17 protein-coding genes and 2 CRISPR repeat arrays are annotated in these 21,289 nt (G+C 66.9%); of the genes, 12 read left to right on the plus strand and 5 right to left on the minus strand.

The annotated features are described in order from the left end of the window. Positions 1-932: 932 nt before the first annotated feature. From cas3 to cas2, 7 genes are read left to right on the plus strand one after another with little or no spacing between them, the layout of a single operon-like run. Positions 933-3,185 (plus strand): CRISPR-associated helicase Cas3', encoded by a 2,253-nt coding sequence (cas3, locus tag ACW9TB_RS32235; protein WP_472751876.1) that lies wholly within the window; start codon positions 933-935, stop codon positions 3,183-3,185. Further along, a complete protein-coding gene (gene cas5c / locus ACW9TB_RS32240; RefSeq protein ID WP_472751877.1) occupies positions 3,182-3,865 on the plus strand; it encodes a type I-C CRISPR-associated protein Cas5c in 684 nt (227 codons plus the stop codon). Before cas3 ends, cas5c begins: the two co-directional genes overlap by 4 nt. Continuing rightward, positions 3,865-5,694 carry a type I-C CRISPR-associated protein Cas8c/Csd1 gene (cas8c, locus tag ACW9TB_RS32245; RefSeq protein WP_472751878.1) on the plus strand — a complete coding sequence of 610 codons (1,830 nt, stop codon included), beginning with the start codon at positions 3,865-3,867 and terminating at the stop codon, positions 5,692-5,694. The genes cas5c and cas8c overlap by 1 nt, the downstream gene beginning before the upstream one ends. Next, positions 5,691-6,569, plus strand: a complete 879-nt coding sequence (gene cas7c, locus ACW9TB_RS32250) for a type I-C CRISPR-associated protein Cas7/Csd2 (RefSeq protein WP_472751879.1) — start codon at positions 5,691-5,693, stop codon at positions 6,567-6,569. Before cas8c ends, cas7c begins: the two co-directional genes overlap by 4 nt. Beyond that, the gene (gene cas4, locus ACW9TB_RS32255) at positions 6,560-7,198 is read left to right on the plus strand and encodes a CRISPR-associated protein Cas4 (protein ID WP_472751880.1); all 639 of its coding nucleotides are present in this window, start codon (positions 6,560-6,562) and stop codon (positions 7,196-7,198) included. The genes cas7c and cas4 overlap by 10 nt, the downstream gene beginning before the upstream one ends. Continuing rightward, entirely contained in the window at positions 7,191-8,213 is a 1,023-nt protein-coding gene (cas1c, locus tag ACW9TB_RS32260; protein WP_472751881.1) for a type I-C CRISPR-associated endonuclease Cas1c, read from the plus strand. Before cas4 ends, cas1c begins: the two co-directional genes overlap by 8 nt. Position 8,214: 1 nt before the next feature. After that, positions 8,215-8,505, plus strand: a complete 291-nt coding sequence (gene cas2, locus ACW9TB_RS32265) for a CRISPR-associated endonuclease Cas2 (RefSeq protein ID WP_472751882.1) — start codon at positions 8,215-8,217, stop codon at positions 8,503-8,505. Positions 8,506-8,630: 125 nt separating this feature from the next. Beyond that, a CRISPR array of direct repeats spans positions 8,631-8,960; the repeat unit is 37 nt; unit sequence CCAGCACCCTCCCTCCGGGATCGGTGAGGATCGCAAC. Positions 8,961-9,079: 119 nt separating this feature from the next. Here the strand turns inward: cas2 and ACW9TB_RS32270 are convergent. The 3 genes from ACW9TB_RS32270 to ACW9TB_RS32280 all read right to left on the minus strand — a co-directional run bounded on the left by ACW9TB_RS32270 (position 9,080) and on the right by ACW9TB_RS32280 (position 11,601). Further along, a complete protein-coding gene (locus tag ACW9TB_RS32270) occupies positions 9,080-9,373 on the minus strand; it encodes a 4a-hydroxytetrahydrobiopterin dehydratase (RefSeq protein ID WP_472751883.1) in 294 nt (97 codons plus the stop codon). A gap of 63 nt (positions 9,374-9,436) precedes the next feature. Continuing rightward, the gene (locus ACW9TB_RS32275; protein WP_472751884.1) at positions 9,437-10,090 is read right to left on the minus strand and encodes a 2'-5' RNA ligase family protein; all 654 of its coding nucleotides are present in this window, start codon (positions 10,088-10,090) and stop codon (positions 9,437-9,439) included. A gap of 5 nt (positions 10,091-10,095) precedes the next feature. Beyond that, on the minus strand, positions 10,096-11,601 hold the full coding sequence (locus ACW9TB_RS32280; RefSeq protein WP_472751885.1) for a tetratricopeptide repeat protein: 1,506 nt from the start codon (positions 11,599-11,601) through the stop codon (positions 10,096-10,098). 637 nt (positions 11,602-12,238) lie between these two features. Here ACW9TB_RS32280 and ACW9TB_RS32285 point away from each other — a divergent pair. Both ACW9TB_RS32285 and ACW9TB_RS32290 read left to right on the plus strand, forming a co-directional pair. Then, positions 12,239-12,748 carry a hypothetical protein gene (locus ACW9TB_RS32285; RefSeq protein WP_472751886.1) on the plus strand — a complete coding sequence of 170 codons (510 nt, stop codon included), beginning with the start codon at positions 12,239-12,241 and terminating at the stop codon, positions 12,746-12,748. Positions 12,749-13,113: 365 nt separating this feature from the next. Further along, positions 13,114-13,419: a hypothetical protein gene (locus tag ACW9TB_RS32290; protein ID WP_472751887.1), complete on the plus strand. Its 306-nt coding sequence runs from the start codon at positions 13,114-13,116 to the stop codon at positions 13,417-13,419. A 476-nt stretch (positions 13,420-13,895) separates the two neighbouring features. Then, positions 13,896-14,372: a CRISPR direct-repeat array (repeat unit 37 nt; unit sequence CCAGCACCGTCCCTCCGAGGTCGGTGAGGATCGCAAC). Between the two features lie 77 nt (positions 14,373-14,449). Here ACW9TB_RS32290 and ACW9TB_RS32295 read toward each other — a convergent pair. Further along, positions 14,450-16,633 (minus strand): beta-galactosidase, encoded by a 2,184-nt coding sequence (locus ACW9TB_RS32295; protein ID WP_472751888.1) that lies wholly within the window; start codon positions 16,631-16,633, stop codon positions 14,450-14,452. 325 nt (positions 16,634-16,958) lie between these two features. On the opposite strand from ACW9TB_RS32295, the gene ACW9TB_RS32300 reads away from it, so the two are divergent. The 3 genes from ACW9TB_RS32300 to ACW9TB_RS32310 all read left to right on the plus strand — a co-directional run bounded on the left by ACW9TB_RS32300 (position 16,959) and on the right by ACW9TB_RS32310 (position 20,972). Further along, positions 16,959-17,648, plus strand: coding sequence for an RNA polymerase sigma factor (locus ACW9TB_RS32300; protein WP_472751889.1), 690 nt, complete (start codon positions 16,959-16,961; stop codon positions 17,646-17,648). Further along, positions 17,641-18,516, plus strand: a complete 876-nt coding sequence (locus tag ACW9TB_RS32305; RefSeq protein ID WP_472751890.1) for a permease-like cell division protein FtsX — start codon at positions 17,641-17,643, stop codon at positions 18,514-18,516. The genes ACW9TB_RS32300 and ACW9TB_RS32305 overlap by 8 nt, the downstream gene beginning before the upstream one ends. Positions 18,517-18,668: 152 nt before the next feature. Beyond that, a complete protein-coding gene (locus ACW9TB_RS32310; protein WP_472751891.1) occupies positions 18,669-20,972 on the plus strand; it encodes a TIM-barrel domain-containing protein in 2,304 nt (767 codons plus the stop codon). On the opposite strand, the gene ACW9TB_RS32315 is transcribed toward ACW9TB_RS32310, so the two are convergent. Continuing rightward, a complete protein-coding gene (locus tag ACW9TB_RS32315; RefSeq protein WP_472751892.1) occupies positions 20,969-21,202 on the minus strand; it encodes a hypothetical protein in 234 nt (77 codons plus the stop codon). The genes ACW9TB_RS32310 and ACW9TB_RS32315 overlap by 4 nt on opposite strands. Positions 21,203-21,289 lie beyond the last annotated feature (87 nt).

Genomic DNA, 21,289 nt, shown 5'->3' on the forward strand with positions numbered 1-21,289 from the left:
AGAATCGCAACACGGGCGAGACGAGTAGTGACCTTGTGCAGGTGATCGCGGCCAGCACCGTCCCTCCGGGGTCGGTGAGAATCGCAACACGTAGATCGCGCCGTCTCGGAGAAGCATGCCGGGCCCCAGCACCGTCCCTCCGGGGTCGGTGAGAATTGCAACGCTCACGACTGGAAGAAGTGGGCCAGCCGGACCGAGGACCAGCACCGTCCCTCCGGGGTCGGCGAGGATCGCAACTCCTCCCTGACGTAGGCCACGCCCGCGCCCACGCTCGGCCAGCACCGTCCCTCCGGGGTCGGTGAGGATCGCAACGTCAGAGCGGGCCTGATTGCCCCATCCCCGGGTGAGAGTCCAGCACCGTCCCTCCGGGGGTGAAGATGATCGTTAATTGGCGGATTTTGGATTACGGCGAAGTTCGTAGCGACCGGGACGTCGGGGGCCTGCGCAGCGCCGTCTCCTGCTCGCGGAAGCGTCGCAAGCAGTTCTTCCTTCGAGATCTTCTTTGGCTCCCAGGGGAGCCGCGTCACCCGTCTATACCGTCTGAAATCGGTTGACTCGTACCGAAGCCGCTTTTGAGTAGAGAACACCTCTCGTGTTGTCCACGCCATCAAGATCCATGGACTTTTGGGACGTTGGCGAGCTTTGGGTCCGGTAGATGCCTTTCTCGTTATTGAGAATATTGACGAATGATCAATTTCCTATTTGTGTCGAATTTGCCTTCGGTTGATCCGTGTGTTGCATAAATGGTTAATTATTCCTTTTTGTGTATATTTTATGCATTCGTGAACGTTGATCACGGTTTGCGGGACGCGAAGTTCTGAATCAATTTCATGTTTTTTTTGATGTAATTAACCCCTTCGCTCCTGTTATGGTGAGGCGGTTGTTTTTCGCTTCGGTACCGCTCCTTACGGGTTGGTGAGGATTTCGACATCGTGGTTTTTGCTCATAGTGAGAGTGACCGGCTGCGGCACTGGCACTTGCTGACCGATCACTTGCGGGGCACGGCGGAGCTGGCGGCTCGCTTCGCCAAGGGGTTCGGCGGAGATCGCGTCGCCTGGTGGCTGGGCATGCTGCACGACTGCGGCAAGGCTTCCGGTGATTGGCAGAAACGCCTGGTGGAGGTGTCGGGAACCGGGCGGCCGGTGGGCATCGATCACAAGACGCTGGGGGCCCGTATGGCTCGGGAGCGCGGGCTGGGATCCTTCGCCCTGGCGATAGCCGGTCACCACGGCGGGCTCACGGATCCGCATGCATTGCGTGAGCGACTGGACAATACGACGAAGGCGGATCGCGACCGGGAGGCCGACGCGCTAACGGTTCTGGGAAGCGATTTTCTTCCCGAGCTGACCGATAACGGCCCTATCGCGATTCCCCTCGCATGGCGCCAGCCGCTGGTGCGGGAGATGGCATTGCGACTGAGCTTCAGTGCGCTGTGCGACGCGGACTTTCTGGATACCGCAGCCCATTTCGCGGATGCCTCTTATCCTGTCGTACGTCCCGACGCTGATTTCGCTCACCTGCGCGACAGGTTCGAGAAGAAACGCGCGGCCCTGTTGGACGATCGCCCCGAACGTTCCGCCATCGACGCGGAGCGGGAGGAGGTCTACCGGGCGTGTGTGCGCGCCGCCGACGCCAAGCCCAGCATCTTCCGGTTGGCCGCGCCCACCGGAGTCGGGAAGACGATCTCAGCCGGAGGGTTCGCGCTGCATCACGCCGCCACGCACGATCGTCGCCGGGTGGTCGTCGCGGTCCCATTCCTGACGATCACCGAGCAGAACGCCGGTGTCTATCGGCGCCTGCTGGAGATCCCACAGGAGTCGCAGGTCGTACTGGAGCACCACAGCGGGGTCAACCTGGACGAGCCGACCAACCGCTGGGCCCGGCTGGCAGCGGAGAACTGGGACGCCCCTTTCGTCGTGACGACCACCGTCCGGCTCTTCGAGTCGCTGTTCGACCGGAAGCCAGCCGCGATGCGACGGCTGCACCGGTTGGCAGGGGCGGTGATCGTGCTGGACGAGGTCCAGTCACTCCCGCACCAGATGCTGGTCCCGATCCTGGAGGCCCTTCGGACACTGGTCGACCATTTCGGGACGACTGTGCTTCTCACCTCGGCCACCCAGCCGGACTTCTGGCACCTGAGTCCCTTCAGAACACTCCCGGCGACCGAGATCGTCGCTGATCCCGCCGCTCTGGTGGCTCGGCTGCGACGGGTTGAATTCGAGTGGCGGATCGACCCCGGTCCCACCCTGGCTCAACTCGCCGACGACGCAGCCGCTCACCGGCAGGCGCTGGTCGTGGTCAACATCACCGCCGACGCCCATACGGTGTTCCACAGCTGGCACGCTCAGGTGCCCGAAGGCGTCGCCTGGCACCTGTCGACGCGGATGTGCTCCGCGCACCGGCGCCGCGTGCTGGAAGAGGTCCGTGGCCGGCTCGCCGACGGACTGCCGGTGCTTTTGGTGTCGACGCAGTTGATCGAGGCCGGAGTCGACGTCGACTTCCCCCTCGTCTACCGGATCATGGCTCCGGCCGACTCCTTGCTTCAGGCGGCGGGACGGGCCAACCGCGAGGGCAACCTGCCCGGCCTGGGGAGGGTGGTCATCATCGACCCCGAAGACGCCGGTCACCCGCAGGCGTACAAAACCCTGCTGGCGGCCACCCGCCTGTACTTCGGCCCCGGTAAGGCCGATCCCGACAACCTCGCCGCGCTGCGTGGTTACTACCGGTCGGTGTACGGCGCGTTGAACCTGGAGGATCCACGCAGTGCCGGTCAGCGGATCCAGGATGCCAGGAGCATGCTGGACTTTCCCGCGGTGACCGACGGTCCGGCCGATCCCGTCACCGGTGTCCGCGACCGCCGCCACGCCTTCCGCATGATCACCGATGACGGTGTCAGCGTCGTGACCGCAGCGGGAGCCGTCGACGAGGAGCAGCGAGAACTCATCGGCCAGGTCGTGGAACGGGTCCGTACCGCAGCCCGCCCTGACGGGGCCGACTTGCGACTGCTCCAGCCCTACGTGGTCACCGTGCACCCCTCCGCGCTGCGGAGGCCAGGAGTGATCGCCCTGATGAAGCCGATCATCGGCGACCCCGGGCGCCCCGGCTCCCTTGCCGAGTGGATCGGCGGCTACGACTCCCACACCGGCATCGAACTCGACCCCCACACCGAGGAGTTCGTCTGTTGAACAAGGTCAGACCCCCATTGCAGTTGCCGCGCTCCTCCGATGGCACCCCTCCGGTGGTGGTGCAGGTCGCGGGGGAGGGCGCGTTGTTCTCGCGGCCGGAGTTGAAGGCCGAGCGGCTGACGTATCCGGTGATGACACCGACCGCGGCCAGGGGAGTGCTGGAGGCGATTTTCTGGAAGCCGCAGATGCGCTACCGAATCGTGGCCATTGAGGTGCTCAAGCCGATCAGGCAGTTCACCATCCGCCGCAACGAGACCCATCAGGTGGTGTCGATGGCCGGGGCGCTGCGCGGAGATCGGGTGGACACCGCGGCCAACCGTGACCAGCGCAACGCCGTGTGCCTGCGTGACGTCGCCTATCGGATTCACGCCCACATCGAGGCCGATGCGCAGGCCGACAAGAACGCCGCCGCCTACCGGGCTCAGTTCCGGCGCAGGGTGACCCGAGGTTCCTGCTTCCACCAGCCCTTCCTGGGCGCCAAGGAGTTCAGCGCGGACTTCGGCGACCCCGACGACACGCCGCCGATCACCCGGACCGAGGACCTCGGGGTGATGCTGCACACCATCCATTTCGGGCCGCCGATCCAGATGGAGTGGTTCACCGCCCGGCTGGACAGCGGTGTGCTGCACGTGCCCGAGCGTGGGATCCAGGTTCCGGCGGTCTCGGCCGGCGGTGGCTGATGCTGCTGAAGCGCCTGGTGGAGTACGCCCGTGACGGTTCGACGGTGCCACCGCCGTTCTACAAGGCGCAGAAAGTCCGGTGGATCCTGGAGTTGCGGGCCGACGGCTCCCCGCTGTCGTCCACGCTGACGTCCCTGGCCGATCCTGGTGATCCGCTGCGTAAGAACGGTATCGAGTACGTGGTGCCCTCGATCACCAAGACCTCGGGCATCGCTCCGAAGATCGCCGTGGACAGTCCGGAGTATCTGCTGGGCTGGGTCGCCAAAGACGCCAAACCCGACCGGGTGGCCAGAGCCCATCAGGCCTTCGCCGACCTGACCGGTCAGTGGGTGAAAGCCGATCCGGGCTCTCCAGCTACGGCGCTGCACCGCTTCCTGACCGAGGGGCACGCGGAGCGATTCGCCGAACAGGAGGGGTGGGGGCGAGGGGATCTGATCGTGGTACGAGTCCACCAGGATTCGGTACCCGGAGGCGCCTTCCTGCACGAGACCGAGTCGGCCCGTCGGTTCTGGGCCACGGTGGCCTCCTCGCGCAAGGCATCGGGAAACAGCGGACTGTGTCTGGTCTGCGGGCAGATCGGGGAGCTGCTGAAAACCATTCCCCAGCAGTTGCCCGCGCGGCTGGTGCCACATGCCAGTCAGAGCGCGTCCCTGGTCAGCGTGAACAAGGCCACCCACGGTTTCGCCCTGCAGGAGCAACTGACCCACACCCCGATCTGCGTACAGTGTGGCCTGGCGGCGATGGGCGCCCTGGAAAGTCTGCTGGACCACCAGTGGAGAAGCGCGCTGACCGGGCAGAACACCCGTTTGGCCTGGTGGGTCACCGGTGAAACCGACCTCACCCTGGATCCGCTGGATAATCCCCGCGCTCATCCCGAACAGGTGGCCCGCATTCTGGGCGCCGCGGTGCGCGGCAGACAGGCGGCCTCGTTGGCACAGGAGGACCTGAGCACCTTCTGTGCGGTCACCATCGGAGGCAACGTCTCCCGCGTCATGATCCGTGACTGGATCGAACTGCCCCTGGCCCGGATCCAGGACAATCTCGCGGCCTGGTTCACCGACCACGCCGTCACCGACGCCTGGACCGGAGAGGTCCGCTACGTCAGGTTGCGCCAGATGGCATCGGCCGGTGGCAGGTGGCTCGGTGACCGCAAGATGTACGCCGCTTTCGGCGCCTCCGGGGCAGATCGCCCCGACGGCCTGTACCAAGGGCTGCTTCGTACCGCCCTGCTGAACAAACCGTTGCCGCCCAAGCTGCTGGCCCACGTGGTCCAACGAATCCGCGCCGATGGCCGCCTGGACACCGAACGCGCCGCCCTGCTGAGACTGGCGCTGGTCCGACGCCGTGGCATCTCCCATCCGGAGGCGTACATGCCCCTGCTCAACACCGATCACCACCAGCCGTCCTACCTGGCAGGCAGGCTCTTCGCCGTCCTCGAAGACGTACAGCTCTCCGCCTCCCGCGCAGGCGGCGACGACGCCCCCAACGTCACTTTCACCGACCGCTACTTCAGCCGGGCGGTGACCAGTCCGGCCGTAGCGCTGGTCGCGGGCAGGAAGGACGCGCGGGCCTGGCTCAAACGGCTGCGTCGCGACCAGCCGGGCTGGGCTCACCGCGCCCAGGAAACCCTGGACGACCTGTTCTCCCAGTTGGCGGTCGCCGGAGGTATCCCGCACGGCGCCGTCCTGGCCGACCAGGCGGCCTTCATCCTGGGCTACCACCACCAACGTGCCACCACACGAGCCGAACGCATCGCCAGCAAAGCGGCCAAAGCCGCTGACCCGCAGCCCGCTCCCGTCCCCGCCTCGCAAGAAGGAGCACGAGCATGAGCGCACACCTGGACCCGGCCGTCCGGCACGACATCGTGCTGCTGTTCGACGTCACCGATGGCAACCCCAACGGCGACCCGGACGCGGGCAACCAGCCACGTACCGACGACGAGACCGGCCAGGGCCTGGTCACCGACGTCGCGCTCAAACGCAAGATCCGTGATGTCATCCCCCAGATCAAGCCCGGAGACGACCGCTACGGCATCTTCGTCGAGGCCGGACACGCCCTCAACCCGCGCATCGAGCAGGCTCGTACCACCACCAAGGGGTCGACCGAGGAGCAGCAGCGCTGGCTGTGCGAACGCTACGTCGACATCCGCCTCTTCGGTGCCGTGCTCAGCACAGGCAAGAAGGAAGAAGGAAGCAAGACCGCCGGTGCGGGGCAGGTGCGCGGTCCCCTGCAGTTCACCTTCGCCCGCAGCCTGGACCCGGTGCTCCCCAGTGACAACGCCATCACCAGGGTCACTCCCACCAGGCAGGAAGACCTCGACTCCGGTAAGCGTACCGAGATGGGTTCCAAATGGACCCTCCCCTACGGGCTCTATCGGGCCCACGCCTTCTACTCCGCCGGACGCGCGGCCAAGACCGGCGTCACCGGCGAAGACCTGCAAACCCTGTGGTCGGCCCTGACCTTGATGTTCGACCACGACCGCTCCGCCGCACGCGGAGAGATGAGACTGTGCGGCCTGTACGTCTACAGCCACCCCAACGCCCTCGGCGTGGCACCCGCGGCCGCCCTCTCCAGCCGTGTCCGGGTGGAGCGAGCCGACGCTGAGAAGCCACCGCGCCACTACACCGACTACCAGCGTGTCATCGCCAATGACGACCTGCCGGAAGGCGTTGCTTTCTGGGCAGCCTTGGATCTGTGGCCCTGACCACCGGCGACGGGGAGCTCGTCAGCATCCCGCTGTCGGCCCTGGAGCACCTTGCCTACTGTCGTCGTCAGGCGGCTTTGATCCATGTCGAGGCCACCTGGACGGACAACGTCGACACCGTACGCGGCGAACTCGCGCACGCCGCCGTCGACCTGCCGGGAACCCGTCGGCGCCGCGGGGTGGCCCTGGTGCGATCCCTACCGGTTCGCAGCCGCGTTCACGGCCTGCACGGTGTCTGCGACCTGGTGGAGATCGACGGCGACCAGGCCACGCCCGTGGAGTACAAGGTCGGCCCCTATCACCCTCAGGGGCCGGCCGATCTCCAGCTCGCGGGGCAGGCCGTCTGCCTGGCAGAGGCCGGATACGCCGTACCGGAGGGGTACATCTACTCCGCCGCCGATCGTCGCCGCCATCAGATATCCATTACTCCCGAACTGATCACCCGCACCCTGGAAGCCACTGTCGCGATGCGTGACCTCCTGCTCCAGGACAAGCTCCCTCCCGCACACAACGACCGTCGTTGCCGCCGCTGCTCACTCCGCGACGACTGCATGCCCGAACTCACCCACACATCGCACCGGGCCACCGACCCCTTCGCCATCCGTCCGCTGGGAGCCTGGCGTGACTGAACTCCTCAACACCCTGTACGTCCAGACGCCCGGCACCAGCCTGCACCTGGAAAGCGACACCCTGCGCGTCGTCCACCCCGACCAGCCAGGTCGTAAGATCCTCCCGCTCGCGCGCATCGACCACCTGGTGTTGTTCGGCGGCGTCACCATCACCGACGACCTACTGTTGCGCTGCGCCGATGACCGCCGCAGTATCAGCTGGCTGACCGGCTTCGGACGTTTCCGCGCTCGCGTGTGCGGCCCTACGGCGGGGAACCCGCTGCTACGCCGTTCCCAACACCGCGCCCACGACGATGAGGCCTGGCGACTTTCCATCGCCCAGCGCATGGTCGCCGGGAAGATCCACAACAGCCGACAGGTGCTACTCAGGGCTGCGCGAGACGCCACCGGTGCCAAACAGGCCACACTTCGCGCAGCCGCCGAACGCAACGCCGTCGCGCTCACCCAAACGAGCCGAGCCGACGACATCTCGATCCTGATGGGTGCCGAAGGCATCGCGGCCCGCGACTACTTCGCCGCCCTGCCCGCTATGTGCCCCGGCGCCGCAACGCCCTTCCAGCGCACCCGCCGTCCCCCGGCCGACCCGGTCAACTGCCTGCTGTCATTCCTGTACGGCATGCTGCGCGTCGCGGTCCACGGTGCCCTGGAACAGGCCGGACTCGATCCCTACATCGGATTCCTGCACGGCGTACGGCCCGGGAAACCCGCCCTCGCGCTGGACCTGATGGAGGAGTTCAGGCCACTGCTGGCCGACAGGCTCGTCATGACCATGCTCAACCGCAAAGAGCTCACCGACAACGACTTCGAACGCCTCCCCGGAGACGTGGTCCGTCTCACCGACAACGCCCGGCGCACCGTCCTGAACGCCTGGCAGGCCAGCCGCCAACGGACCTGGCCCCATGCTCACCTGCAACGCGAGGTGCCCGCGGCACTGCTGCCTCTTGTCCAGGCTCGGCTGCTCGCCCGGCACCTGCGCGGTGACCTGGACGAGTATCTCCCCTGGACGGTGAACTGACATGGACCTGTTGGTCACGTACGACGTGGAGACCATCACCAAAGAGGGGCAGGCACGACTGCGCAAGGTCGCGAAGATCTGCGAGGGCTACGGCCACCGCGTCCAGAAATCCGTCTTCGAAGTCGTGTGCTCCGAGGCGGACAAGCTCCGCCTGGTCGCGGCCCTTGGCCGTACCATCGACCACGGCAGCGACACGGTACGCATCTACCGTCTTCCAGCCCAGGCGCTGGACGATGTCGAACACCTGGGTCTCCAGCGAGCCGTCGACCCCCGAGGCCCCTTGGTGATCTAGGAACCCCCAGCATGCCCACGCCACGCCACCTGTTCCGAACCCCAAATCACCACCAACCTGGCGCTTTTCCCTGCCTGTTGGGTATTGCTCGTACGAGAAATGGCGAACGTCCCAGGTCAAGAACTCCAGCACCCTCCCTCCGGGATCGGTGAGGATCGCAACGCGTCCACCGGCCACAAGGTCACCCGGACCGCCCCGCCAGCACCCTCCCTCCGGGATCGGTGAGGATCGCAACGCTCGCCGCGCCTCAGCCCGCGCCTGCCGTTCGTCGTCCAGCACCCTCCCTCCGGGATCGGTGAGGATCGCAACCACGCCTTGACGTAGGTGTCGACGAACCAGCCGTCGCCAGCACCCTCCCTCCGGGATCGGTGAGGATCGCAACACCTTGAACCAGACCGCGCGCCCGATCTCTTCATCGCCAGCACCCTCCCTCCGGGATCGGTGAGGGATTGCAACCGGTGTTGGGGTGGGCCCTGCGGCTGGCTTGGCTGGGGCCAGCACCGGCCCTTCAGGACCGGGCGACCGGGTCGCGTGGATAAAACGTCATTTAGTACGTGCGTCAAGCTCTTGTGGATCAGTATTTTTCGATAATCTCGTTGATTTGGATGGCAAGAAGAAAATCCAGTTCCGTCACGACATTGCCCGCTGTGTGCGTGGTTATAGTGATCCGTAAGTAGTCCCAGCGGATATCTATGTCGGGTCGATGTTCGAGTTCTACAGCGACCTGTGCGATTTCTGCGACGGCGAGCATCGCACTGTCATAGTCGATCGAATAGGTCCTGCTGATCTTGCTGGTGTCGCCAGACCAGCCACTCGACGCCAGGCGCCGTGCGACCTCTTCAGCGGACAGGGGATCACGAAGACCCATGACCTAAAATCTCCCGCTTCGTAAGATTCCTATTATGTGATACTCGCTAGCATCTTAGTCACATCATGTTCTTTGATGATGTCCGCCTACATGGTCCAGCGGCGAAGACAGAACGGTCTTCCAGCGGTACATTCCCTCGTCCCGGTTTAAGTCGATCAAGGTGATGCGCGTAAGGGTGAGAGGTACTACCTCAGCATGGTGGTCGAGTGTTTCCTGAATAAGAGTCAGTGACACACCGCTGGTGTTGGCGTAAGCGAGGGTGACGTGCGGGTAGAAGCTTTCATCCGCCTCCGGGATCCGGTCCTGCCCCCAGACCTCGCCAATGCCCTTGCGGATCAGTTGGCGCACTGTGGTCATGATCTCGGTGGGGCGTACCGGCAGGTGCACGCCTTCGGCGTCCACCACCATGGGACCCAATGTCACGCGGATTGGACCGAAGTCGGACAGCTGGTTGGTCACTGCGGCACCTATCGCCGTCAATTCCTCCTCGCTGACCTCGTCGGTGAAACCGACGCCCTGCGTGGTCATGTGCAGCCATTGAGGCGGTATGGGATCCAGTGCCGTTAGTTTGTCTAAGTCAGGACGCATCTGCGCTACGAGTTTATGCAATTCAGGTTGGCCCTTCATGAGGAAGTGCCAGGTGTAGAAGCTCCGACCGGGGCGCCAGCCTGGCCGCCACCACCAGTGATCGCGGGTCTCAGTGTCGTTTCCTGCCAAAGGGTTCACCTTTCTGTACGTGACTTCTCATCGCGAAACGCGCTAATGGCATTTCTGATCGCCTTGCCCTGTCCGCCGGTTTGAAACACAAGGGGAATTCGCTCGGAGACCTCCCCCAGCTGAATCAGTAAAGGCGCTGCTCGTGCATTCAAGGGGGTTTCCAGGACCGGGGTGAGTGCTTCCATCGCTCCGTCCAGGGCTCCGGCGTCCATGTGAGCGCGGACCATGTGGAGCATGGTCATCCGCTCGGTTCCCACGTTGCGGGCCCGCTCGGGCTTTCCCTGGGATATCTCCACGCTGCGACTGGCCATCTCCAGTGCCCGGCCTGGGTCCGACAGCATCAGATACGCATCCGCCCAATAGCTCAGCGCCCGCTCCGGCGTACAGCTGAGTGGCCCGCCGGGATGGTCCTCCCGCCCTGGCTTGACCTCCTGAGCGTGGCGCAGCATGGCCTGTGCCTTATCGAGGCGGCCTAGCCGGGCGTAGTCCAGGGCAAGGGTACTGGCCAGCATCACCTCTGTTTCCCCACCTGCTCGTACGGCGTAGTGAAGCCCAAGTTCGGCGTGGTGTAAGGCGTCCTGTTTACGATTATCCCAGTAAGCGGCAACTTGCCGTGTTTTACATACCCAGGCGAGCAGTCCGTTGTGCCCACACTCCTGGGCGAAGTGCCACGCGGCTCGCGCGTGACCCTCAGCCGCATCGGGACGGCTTAGATCGGTGCTGACCCATGCCAGGAACGTCATCGCCCAGCCGACGATCAGGTAGAGGTCTCCACGACTCCGTAGGGGCTGGTGTCCTTCCAACAGTCGTAATGCCTCGTCCCGGACGCGTCGCACATCGGCCATGAGTGGGCCTGTGGGCATCTTCAGGTAACTGGCTGCGATGTACTGAAGATCCGTATTGAGGCGCTCGATCGTTGAGGTGCCGACGTTGCTGGTTTCGGCCTCGCCGAGGATGAGATTGGACTCGCGGGCATAAAGAGATAGTTTGTCGCTATCAGGGAAAGGGTGTCGGTCGCGTAGCTGAGAGAGGGCTGGCGATGCTACTTCGGTAGTTCCTGGAAACGCAAGCAGCCCGCCGGTCGGGGAATGGATATTTCTGCTGAAATTATGGTCAGCTTGGCGGTAGTCGATGCGATCTATCTCTATGCAGTCATTACTGCTGTATAGGACATATTCGGCATCGGTGAGCAGAGCCCGCCCTCGTGTCTGGTAGATGCGGGCAAGGGAGTGCAACGCTGCCACGCTCGGACGTCGTCCTTTCGCGGGCCAGTGCTCGTACTGGTAGATGCGTGCTTTGACCATGGTCGAGTTGCCTGCGTCCAGAGCGTTCCAGCGATCGGCCACTTCCTGATGACTGAGGTTGTGTGCCCAGCGGAAGGCGACCCGAGGGCCAACTTCCGGATAATCGGTTTCCCAGACTGCGGCAACCTGTTCCCACGTCAGGCCGCGAGCTCGAAGCTTCTGAGAGCGGTACGCGCGTTGCCGCCGATTGGGTCTGGTTTGCTCCATAGCTGAATCCGCCCGAGGAAGTGACGAAGCGCCTGACCGTCACAGCGTACGCGCTGTATCGGAACCGTTACAGCTAACTAAGCAAACGGCTCTCAGGTTCAGGCCCAGGTTAAGCGCCACTCTCGTGCTAACTTTTTTGGCTCTTTATCCATCGGTGCCGCCTCAGGAAACTTGGAGGTCCCGCCAGACAAAGAGCGGACCCGCCCGGCGCTTGCCACGACCGGACGGGTCCTTGATCAGGAAGTGAGTCCTGACCCATGGCCAACATTAGAGCTATCCGGATCCGTTGGAGAGCGAACAATCCGCCGCTGCCGCTTGGTTGCCGCTGGTGCGGACACGCCCCCTACGCTCACGAGGCACGCAGCCTTCCCCACCGCCACGACCATCTGTGGGAGCAGCCCACTCCCCAGCAGGTGCATGCCCGGATGGCGACGCGACGACGTCTTGGCCTGTGCGGTCGGCTACCCGCCGCGGTCCCGTCGCGTCCGCTGAAGGTCCACCCACCCATCGTTCCCGCCTCGGCTCGTCCCGGACGTCACGCTCGGCAGGTGACGGCCACCGTCGCCCACGGCCGGGGCCGCTCACCGGACCTTCCTCCGGTTCGCTGGTATGAGCCCTACCGGCGGGAGGTCGCAGCATGAACGCGTTCCCGGACCAGGACGCCATCCTCAAAAGCAGCTGCGATGCCCCTCCTTCTTCGGGGCGTGCCGCTGCGTCGTCAGCCACCATCGAGCCTTCGTCGCCTTTGCCGACCCCGGAGCGGGTCGAGGCTGGCCGCACCGATGATGTTACTGGTCTCCGAGAGCGGTCCTCTGCCTTGCAGCGCGCGGGACAACTGGTTACCGCCCTGGCCGGCGTTCACGGTATCTCGGCCGATGCTCATGAGCTTCGTTCCGGCCGGGCCGTGGTGTCGGTCTACCACGGGCTGCTGGCCTACACCGATGGTGCGAGGTTTTGGTGGACCGGCCCTGAACGCAATTCCTCGGGTGCCTTGGTGCCCAGTTCTGCTGTGGAACCGGGTACGGCCGCCGAACGGCTCGCCGCGCATTACGAGATCCTGCGGGCCCGCCCTGTCACCACGCTGCTGGGCGGCGAGTTGCCGTTGCTGGCCGACGTGATGCTGGCCGAGCATGTCGTCCCACGCTGACACCGCCGCGGCGTTGGCCACTGAGCAGCTGCGGACCTACGCGTACGGATGGCTGGTCTGGTGGAGCCCGAGATATCGGCGGTTCGAAGCGTGGAAGTGCAGGGATCCGGCGTGCTTCCGTACCGTCCACGCGGGCAGTGCCGCTGAACTGTGGGACCGGATGCGACAGGTGGAATTCGACCTATGGCGAACTCTGCCCGACAGTGCCACGGTGCCCGCGCGGACCGCTGCCGACCACTCCCAAGGCCGCCGGAACGAACTCCCGCCCACCCCGGCCATCCACCGGACCGGCCACAACGAATCTCGGGGCCATGCCCTCACCCAGACGAAGGGACTCGGCTGTGATTCCGTCCTATGGCACGCCGGTGAGTGACCGCTTGAACGCGGCCACCTGGCGCTCCGCCGCCGTCACCGCACTGCAGCGCCTGCGGACCGAGCTGCACACCCACCGCATCTATCCTGCGATCTCCTACGACGAGGGCCAACCCCGCCTCGTGATCGGCGCCAAGCTGACCGTGTGGGCCGACCACGCCGGGACCTTTTTCTGCTGGGGTACGGCCTATCGGGAGGAGCCTGCCGACCACGCGTCGGTGGATGACCTGGCGCAGGTCGCGGCCAGGATCGCCGAGCGGCTTGGTGAGCACTACACCGAGCCGGTGAACTCACCCTGAGCAGCGCGTCGGCACGAAGGGCACGCTTCCCTGTGCCGACGCGCCCGACTCCCGCGAGCGGTGGTGCGCAACCAGGGGCCGCTCGCGGGGCTGGACGCGACCAGACAACGCCCCGGGCATGGCGTCGTCGAACACTGGTCGCGGCGGTGCCCCCGCCTTCGGAGGGAGACGGGGGCACCGCGTACTTTTTTCACATCAAGCTCCTGAATCTGCCTGGCCGGTTGATAAATGGCATGTTTGGGCAGGGTTTCTTGCTCGATATGTGCCGCCCCTCTGGGGTCAAGCGCTGGATAATGCTGGACATCTGCGCCTAGAGCAGGCCGTCGCTCCCGTAGCCCCTTTGATGATCTAGGAACCCCAAGCATGCCCGCGACACGCGACCTGTTCCGAACCGCAAACCAGCATCAATCCGACATTTTTTTACTCGTCAGACGCTTCTCCCCTCGGGAAATGGCTAACGTCCCAGCTCAAAAACTCCAGCACCGTCCCTCCGAGGTCGGTGAGGATCGCAACAAGCATGGCGCGTGCCTCTTTGATAGAGGGGGGCAGCCAGCACCGTCCCTCCGAGGTCGGTGAGGATCGCAACCCGGAAGGCAACGACGTGTACGCCACGAAGGAGGAAGCCCCAGCACCGTCCCTCCGAGGTCGGTGAGGATCGCAACCATGGGGCGTGCGAGGTAGGACGCATAGGAGGCTTCCCAGCACCGTCCCTCTGAGGTCGGTGAGGATCGCAACGGAGGGTGTTCCGCTTTTCGGGGACGTCCGTCCCAACCAGCACTGTCCCTCTGAGGTCGGTGAGGATCGCAACCACAACAAGCTGCCCGAGGCGGTCACGCCGGGCGGCCAGCACCGTCCCTCCGGGATCAGTGAGGATCGCAACCACAACACCATGCCCGCCAGGTCCGCGCAGTCGCCACCAGCACCGTCCCTCCGAGGTCGATGAGGATCGCAATCTGACCGAGAAGGCTGCCTACGCCTGGGGCTTTGAGCAGCCAGTACCGTCCCTTCGGAGTAGGTGAGATCGCAACGATCAAGGCTCCGAGTCGCCATGTGGTCGTACGGAGAAACCGCCCGGGGGCAGGCGCAGGCCGTGCGCCTCGTGTTCTTTGTTGTCGTGGTTGATGGTGAAGAGCCATTCGCCGCGACGGACGAGTTCCACGGGGGCTGGTTTCAGGCCGAGCAGGCGGGCGTACGCGGGGTCGGAGAGGCGGGTGGAGATGTAGAGGGCGGTGCCGGAGCCGTAGGGGTGGCGGGTGATGGCGGGTTGTCCGGCGAGTGGGGTGTGGAAGGTGTGCGGGGTGCCGGAAGTGTGCGGGTCGGTGTAGAGGGCGAGGGCTTCGGCGCCTTCGAGGTGGAGGTGTTCGCTCCAGAATGTTCCGGTTTCCGGATGGTCGTTACTCCCGAGAGGGGACAGGGGGAGGGTGACGTCTGGAGGGAGGGGGTGGAACTCTTCGACGCGGATGCCGAGGAGGTCGCGGAGGGCGCCGGGGTGGCCGCCGAGGCGGACGCGGGCGTGTTCGTCGGTGACGCCGCTGAGGTACGACACCACGAGGGTGCCGCCATTGGAGACGTAGCGGCGCAGGTTGGCGGCGTCGGCGTCCGAGATGAGATACAGGGCGGGGACGAGCACGAGCGGGTACGCCGACAGGTCGGCCGAGGGGTGGACGAGGTCGGCGGTGACGCCGTGCCGATAGAGCACCCGGTGGGCCTGGCGTACGGTCTCGGCGTAGTTCAGCTCGGTGGAGGGCAGGCCGGGGGACTGGAGCGCCCAGCCCGCCTCGGCGTCCCAGAGGATCGCGGCCCCGGCCTCGACGGGGGCCGCGCAGGCGTCCGTCAGGGACGGCAGGAGCGCGCCCAGCTCGCAGATCTCACGGAAGATCCGCGAGTCGGGTCCGGCGTGCGGGACCATGCCGCCGTACCAGAGTTCGGCGCCGCCCCGGGAGGCCCGCCACTGGAAGAACATGGCACCCCGCGAGCCCCGCGCGATGTGCGACAGGCTCAGCCTGGTGATCTCACCGGGGCGCTTGGCGAGCATCCGGGGGCCGGTGTAGGTGACCACCGCCTGCTCCATCAGTAGCCAGGGTTTTCCGCGAGTCGCATCGCGCCCGGCCGCACTGTGCCCGATCGCATCGCCCCCGAGCACGGTGCGCCTGGCCGCACTGTGCCCGATCGCATCGCGCCTGATCGCATCGCTTCCGACTGCGCTGTGCCCGGCCGCATCGCCCCCGATCGCATCGCGTTCGGCTGCGCTGTGCTTGGCCGCACCTTGCTCCGAGGTCAGGGCCGCGGTTGAGGTGTGTGTGAGGTCGGTGGTTGACGCGGGTTTCGGGGGCGAGGCCCAGCTTCGGGCGAGGTCGGCGGCGAAGGCGGTCTCGGCGGGTGGGTCGGCCGACGGGTAGTGGTCGATCGCGACGAGGTCGACCTCGGCCGCCCAGTGCCGGTGGTTCACCGGCACCCAGTCGCCGAGGACGAAGTTCGTGGTGACCGGGACGTCCGGGGTGAGCTCGCGCAGTATCGCCTTCTGCTCGCGGAAGTGGTCGAGCATCGCGTCGGAGACGAACCGGCGGAAGTCGAGGACCTGGGAGGGGTTGGGCAGGTACTGGGTGGCGCGGGGCGGGGTGATCTGCTCCCACGCGGAGTAGTGCTGGCTCCAGAACGAGGTGGTCCAGGCGTCGTTGAGCGCGTCCAGGGTGCCGTGCCGCGCGCGCAGCCAGGCGCGGAAGGCCGAGGCGGCGTGCTCGCAGTGGCAGGTGGTGCCGTACTCGTTGTGGACGTGCCACATGGCGAGCGTGGGGTGGTCGCGGTAGCGCTCGGCGAGGGTACGGGCGATGCGGGCCGAGGCGGCGCGGTAGGCCGGGGCGTGTACGCAGTAGGTGTCGCGGCTGCCGTGGGTGAGCCGGACGCCGTCGGAGGTGACGGTGAGGGCGTCGGGGTGGGCCAGGCCGAACCAGGGGGGCGGGGAGGCGGTCGGGGTGGCGAGGTTGACCCCGATCCCGCCGTCGCGCAGCAGGTCGAGGACGCGGTCGAGCCACCCGAAGTCGTGGACGCCGGGTGAGGGCTCCAGCCGGGCCCAGGAGAACACCCCGACGCTGACCAGGTTGACCCCGGCCCGCCGCATCAGCGCGACGTCCTCCTTCCAGACCTCCTCCGGCCACTGCTCGGGGTTGTAGTCCCCGCCGTAGCACAGCCCGCCGAACCGCCCAGGCCAGTCCACGGCCACTCCTTTATTTGGATGGAGGCTAAACTAATTATCACGGGTCGCCGGTCCCGTTCAAGGGTGCGGGCTCCGGTCCGCGTACCCCTGTCTCCTGGCTCCCGGCTCGTGGTTCGCGGGCTCCCGGCTCCCAGCTTCCGGTTCCCGGCTCCCAGCTCTCGGCTTCTGGTTCGTGGTTCGCGGGCTTCCGGGTTTGGGGCACCTCGACTGCGGGCGACTCGCGTAAGGGATCGGATACCGGTACGTCGTGCGAGCCTTCTCGTGAAGACGGTGGCGGGTTGCGGGCAATAACAGCGTCCGTTGCCCCACGAAAGGCATCCTCCGCATGAGAGTCAACAGCGATCGTCCCCCTGATCGCGCCCTGTCCGACCTGGTCCTTCCCGCCTCGTTCTTCGCGGACGACGTGGGCGATGCGGGTGACCTGGCCGGGGGCGCCGTACCGGGGGAGTCCGTCGTCACGAGTGACGCCGACGTGATCCGGCTGGCCCTGCGCGATCCGGAACGGTTCGCGGAGATCTTCCACAGGCACTTCGCCGCGATCCATCGGTACGCCTCCGCGAGGCTGGGCGCCGACGCCGCGGACGACGTCGCGGCGGAGACGTTTCTCGCGGCCTTCCGGCAGCGGGAGCGCTACGACCTGTCCCGTCGTGACGCGCGCGCGTGGCTGTTCGGCATCGCCACCAACCTGATCAGACGGCACCGCAGGGACGAGGTGCGCCTGTACCGCGCCCTGGAGCGAGCCAGGGACGCCTCCGTCACCGGCTCGGGCGCGTCGGCGGTGGACTCCGACGTCGACGCGCAGCGCCGCCTGGCGGGCGCCCTCGCCGTGCTGAAGGCCGGTGACCGGGAGGCGCTCCTGCTGGTCGCGTACGGCGAGCTCAGCTACGCGGAGGTGTCCGACGCCCTGGGCATTCCCCCGGGCACCGTCGGGTCTCGCCTGAACCGGGCCCGCAAGCGGATCAGGGAAGTTCTGAACATGGACGTCGCGAGCAAGGGGAGACGACACGATGGATGAGATGGACCTGCTCCGCGACCGGGCCACGGCCCAGACGGCTCCGCGGCCCGAGGCCGTCGCCTTCGCGCTCGACCGCCTTCGCGCCGCCGCCGGGGAGTCCGGACACGGCGTCGCCGGAAAGCCCGGACACGGCGCCGCCGGGAGGCTCAAGGGGGCGGCCCGGCGGTCGATCCGGCTGCCCGGCTCGCGCCGGAGGCTCGCCGCGGCGGACCCGCCGGCTGCGCCGTGGCGATGGTCCCGCCCGCTCCCGCGCCTGATGGCCGCGGTCGCCGTCGCGGCCACCGTCGTCGCGGTGGTGGTGACGACGACGGTGATCGTACGGGGGCCGGGTGAGGAGCGGCCGTCCACGCTCGCCGCCACGGGCGACCGGGAGTCGTGGCGCGAAGGGGATCCCGAGCTCGTGGTGTGGCTCTGCACGGACAACTCGCCAGAGGTCGGGTGCGGCGGCGGTGGCTTCGCCGTGGACGACGGTGGCCTGGGTGCTCCGCCGGACCCCATCCTGGGTGGCAGGGCCGCCACGGCCCGGGACAAGAAGATGATCGAGCGGACGCTCGGAGCGATGCCGCAGGTGGAGGCGATCGCCTTCGTGGACAGGCAGAAGGCTTACGCCGAGCTGCTCCGCCGGGGACAGGAGGGGGACCACCAGGAGCTGAACCAGAAGCTCGCCAAAATGCTCGATGCGGAGGACATGAAGGAGTCGTACACCCTGAAGATGAGGCCCGGCACCGACTGGAACGCGGTGATCGAGGAGGTCGAGGCGTTGGAGGGGGTGTCCGGTGTGTTGAACCGCAAGTGTCTCTCCGAGAACGCCCGGGAGATCGTTGAGCGGGACGGGACCCTGTGCGCTCCCGGTGGTTACGAGGACTGACCGGATCCGTGTCGGCGGGTGAACGCGGAGCACGCGGGGCCCGGTGACATCGCGGTGCCGGGGTGGGTCGCGGCGGGGCGGGGGGCATTGACGTTTGTTAGTTGTGACGTAAAACTAATTCAGCAAGCGGAAGCCCGAGCGCTGGAGTTCTCATGCCCTACCGTCCCCCGCTGGTCGCGCACGAGTACTTCGTCGCCGATCCGCCGGAGCTGCCCGTACGCTCGCACGGTGAGGCGGGTCCGTCGGTGCTGATCTCGGCGGAGCCGGTCGCCGCCGACGCGGCCGGGGTGATCCTGAAGGCCGTGACGTCGGCCGAGGAGACGCTCCTCGTCCAGGTGGGCGTGGCGGGCGAGGGCGTGATCCGGGTCAGGCTCGGGCAGGACGCGGACGCGCGGACCAGGTCGGCCGCCGCGATCTCCATGGTCACGCCGGGCGCGTTCGCCGGGGCGCGGGTGGAGAGCCGCGACGGGACGATCCTGCTCGACGCGGGCTCGCTCCGCGCGGAGATCACCCTGGCGCCCTGGCATCTGCGGTTCACCGACGCGAGCGGGGCGCCGCTGCTGGAGCAGGACCGGGGGCACACCGACATCAGCGGTCGGTTGCGTACGCTGCCGTTCGGCCGCTCCAGCTCGGGGGGCGCGGTGGCCGGCTACCACGAGAGCTTCGCGGCCCCCGCAGACGAGGCGTTCACCGGGTTCGGCGAGTCGTTCACCCGGCTCGACAAGCGCGGCCAGCGGCCGGTCATGTGGAACTTCGACGCGTTCGGCGCCGAGTCGCAGCGGGCGTACAAGAACGTCCCGTTCTACCTGTCCAGCAGGGGGTACGGCGTGCTGGTGGACAGCGGGACGCCGGTGGAGTTCGACGTGTGCCAGTCCACGCACAGCTGTGTGCAGATCGTGGTCCCCGACGACCTGATCGACTACTACGTGATCGCCGGGCCCACCCCCTCCGAGGTGCTCGACCGGTACGACCTGCTGACCTGCCGCCCGCTGCTCCCGCCGAAGTGGGCGTTCGGCACCTGGATCTCCTCGGGGTTCTTCGTCGACAGCCAGGAGCGGGTGATGGCGAGGGCGCGGCGGATCCGCGAGCGCGGGATCCCGTGTGACGTGCTCCACCTGGACACGTACTGGCAGACGGACGGGCACTGGTCCGACCTGCGGTGGGACGCGGAGCGCTTCCCCGACCCCGGGGGCATGCTGGCCGAGCTGGACGCGATGGGTTTCAAGGTGTGCCTGTGGATGAACCCGTACGTCTCCCATCTCAGCCCGGCCTTCCTGCCCGCCGCCGAAAGCGGATTTTTCCTGAAAAAGGCTGATGGTGAGGTCTACGTGGCCGACTGCTGGCACGGCTCCTACCCGGCCTGCGGCATCGTCGACTTCACCGATCCCGACGCGGTGGAGTGGTTCAAGGGACTGCTCCGCCCGCTGCTGGAGCAGGGCGTCCAGGTCTTCAAGACCGACTTCGCCGAGGGCGTGCCGCACGACGCGGTCGCGGCCAACGGCATGTCCGGTACCGACCTGCACAACGTCTACACGCTGCTGTTCAACGACGTCGTCTCCGAGGTGACCCGGGAGGTCGCCGGGCACGGCATGGTCTGGGCGCGCTCGTCGTTCCTGGGCGGGCAGCGGCACTCGGCGCAGTGGAGCGGCGACACCTACACCAGTTACGCCGCGATGGGCAGCACGCTGCGCGGCGGGCTGGCGCACGGCCTGTCCGGTGTCCCGTTCTGGAGCCACGACGCGGGCGGGTTCACCGGCCGTCCCACCGACGACCTGTACGTCAGGTGGACCCAGTTCGGCGCGCTCTCCCCGCTGCTGCGCCTGCACGGGACCACCAGCCGGGAGCCGTGGGAGTTTCCCGGGGTCGAGGCGGAGGCCGTCGAGGCGCTGAGGCTGCGCTACCGGCTCATGCCGTACGTCTACACGGCGGCCGTCGAGGCCGCCAGGACCGGGGCGCCGATGATGCGGGCGCTGTGCGTGGACTACCCGGACGACCCGGTGGCCTGGCAGGCGGACCTGGAGTATCTCCTCGGCCGCGACCTGCTGGTGGCGCCCATGACCTCCCCGGAGCAGGTCAGGAGGGTCTACCTGCCCGAGGGGGAGTGGGTGGACCACTGGACGGGCGAGATCCTGCCCGGCGGCCGGTACGTCACGGCGGCCACACCGCTGGACCGCGTCCCGCTGTTCGTCCGGCGCGGCGCCGTCGTTCCCGTCCTCACGGAGCCGGGAGGAACCGTCGGTGACGGGCCGTTCGGGGAGATCACCCTGGTCGCGTACGGCGCCGGTGGCGGTGGGAGTACCGGTGAGAGGCGCGCGGTCGTCTCCGACCTCGACGGGGACACCGTGATCACCGTGACCCCCGAGGGGGAGGGCCTGCGGGTGACCGTCTCGGGGCCCGCGCGGATCGCGGGCGTCGAACAGGTGGGGTCCGCCGTCCCGATCGTCATCACCACCTAGCCGCACTGGTCGCACTGGTCGCACTGGCTGACCGTCGGAGGCGACTCGTCCACGGCGATCGCGCCTGCCCATGCCGAGGTCTTCGACCCCGCGTCGACCACGGTTCTGGAGCGCACACCGGCCGGGCGAGCCACCGTGGTGACCTGCGACCGCTCCCCCGTACCGTCGCGGAGATGGCCGCCGTGGACGGCTGGGGGCGCCCACGGTGACGGCCCCTCGCGACAGTTCACGGTCACACCGGTGTCAGACTCGGCACTCCGAGACAGTTCGCGGTCACATCCGCGTCAGGTCCAGCACCCCGACTCGCGGTCACACCC

The sequence above is a fragment of the Streptosporangium sp. H13245 genome, assembly GCF_055690525.1.

What these genes read in the sequence shown, in the direction of transcription:
- ACW9TB_RS32300 (WP_472751889.1), top strand. Translation starts at nt 16,959, where the DNA reads ATGAGAGTCAACAGCGATCGTCCCCCTGATCGCGCCCTGTCCGACCTG.
- ACW9TB_RS32280 (WP_472751885.1), bottom strand. Translation starts at nt 11,601, where the DNA reads ATGGAGCAAACCAGACCCAATCGGCGGCAACGCGCGTACCGCTCTCAG.
- ACW9TB_RS32285 (WP_472751886.1), top strand. Translation starts at nt 12,239, where the DNA reads ATGAACGCGTTCCCGGACCAGGACGCCATCCTCAAAAGCAGCTGCGAT.
- cas2 (WP_472751882.1), top strand. Translation starts at nt 8,215, where the DNA reads ATGGACCTGTTGGTCACGTACGACGTGGAGACCATCACCAAAGAGGGG.
- ACW9TB_RS32270 (WP_472751883.1), bottom strand. Translation starts at nt 9,373, where the DNA reads ATGGGTCTTCGTGATCCCCTGTCCGCTGAAGAGGTCGCACGGCGCCTG.
- ACW9TB_RS32305 (WP_472751890.1), top strand. Translation starts at nt 17,641, where the DNA reads ATGGATGAGATGGACCTGCTCCGCGACCGGGCCACGGCCCAGACGGCT.
- cas8c (WP_472751878.1), top strand. Translation starts at nt 3,865, where the DNA reads ATGCTGCTGAAGCGCCTGGTGGAGTACGCCCGTGACGGTTCGACGGTG.
- ACW9TB_RS32310 (WP_472751891.1), top strand. Translation starts at nt 18,669, where the DNA reads ATGCCCTACCGTCCCCCGCTGGTCGCGCACGAGTACTTCGTCGCCGAT.
- cas7c (WP_472751879.1), top strand. Translation starts at nt 5,691, where the DNA reads ATGAGCGCACACCTGGACCCGGCCGTCCGGCACGACATCGTGCTGCTG.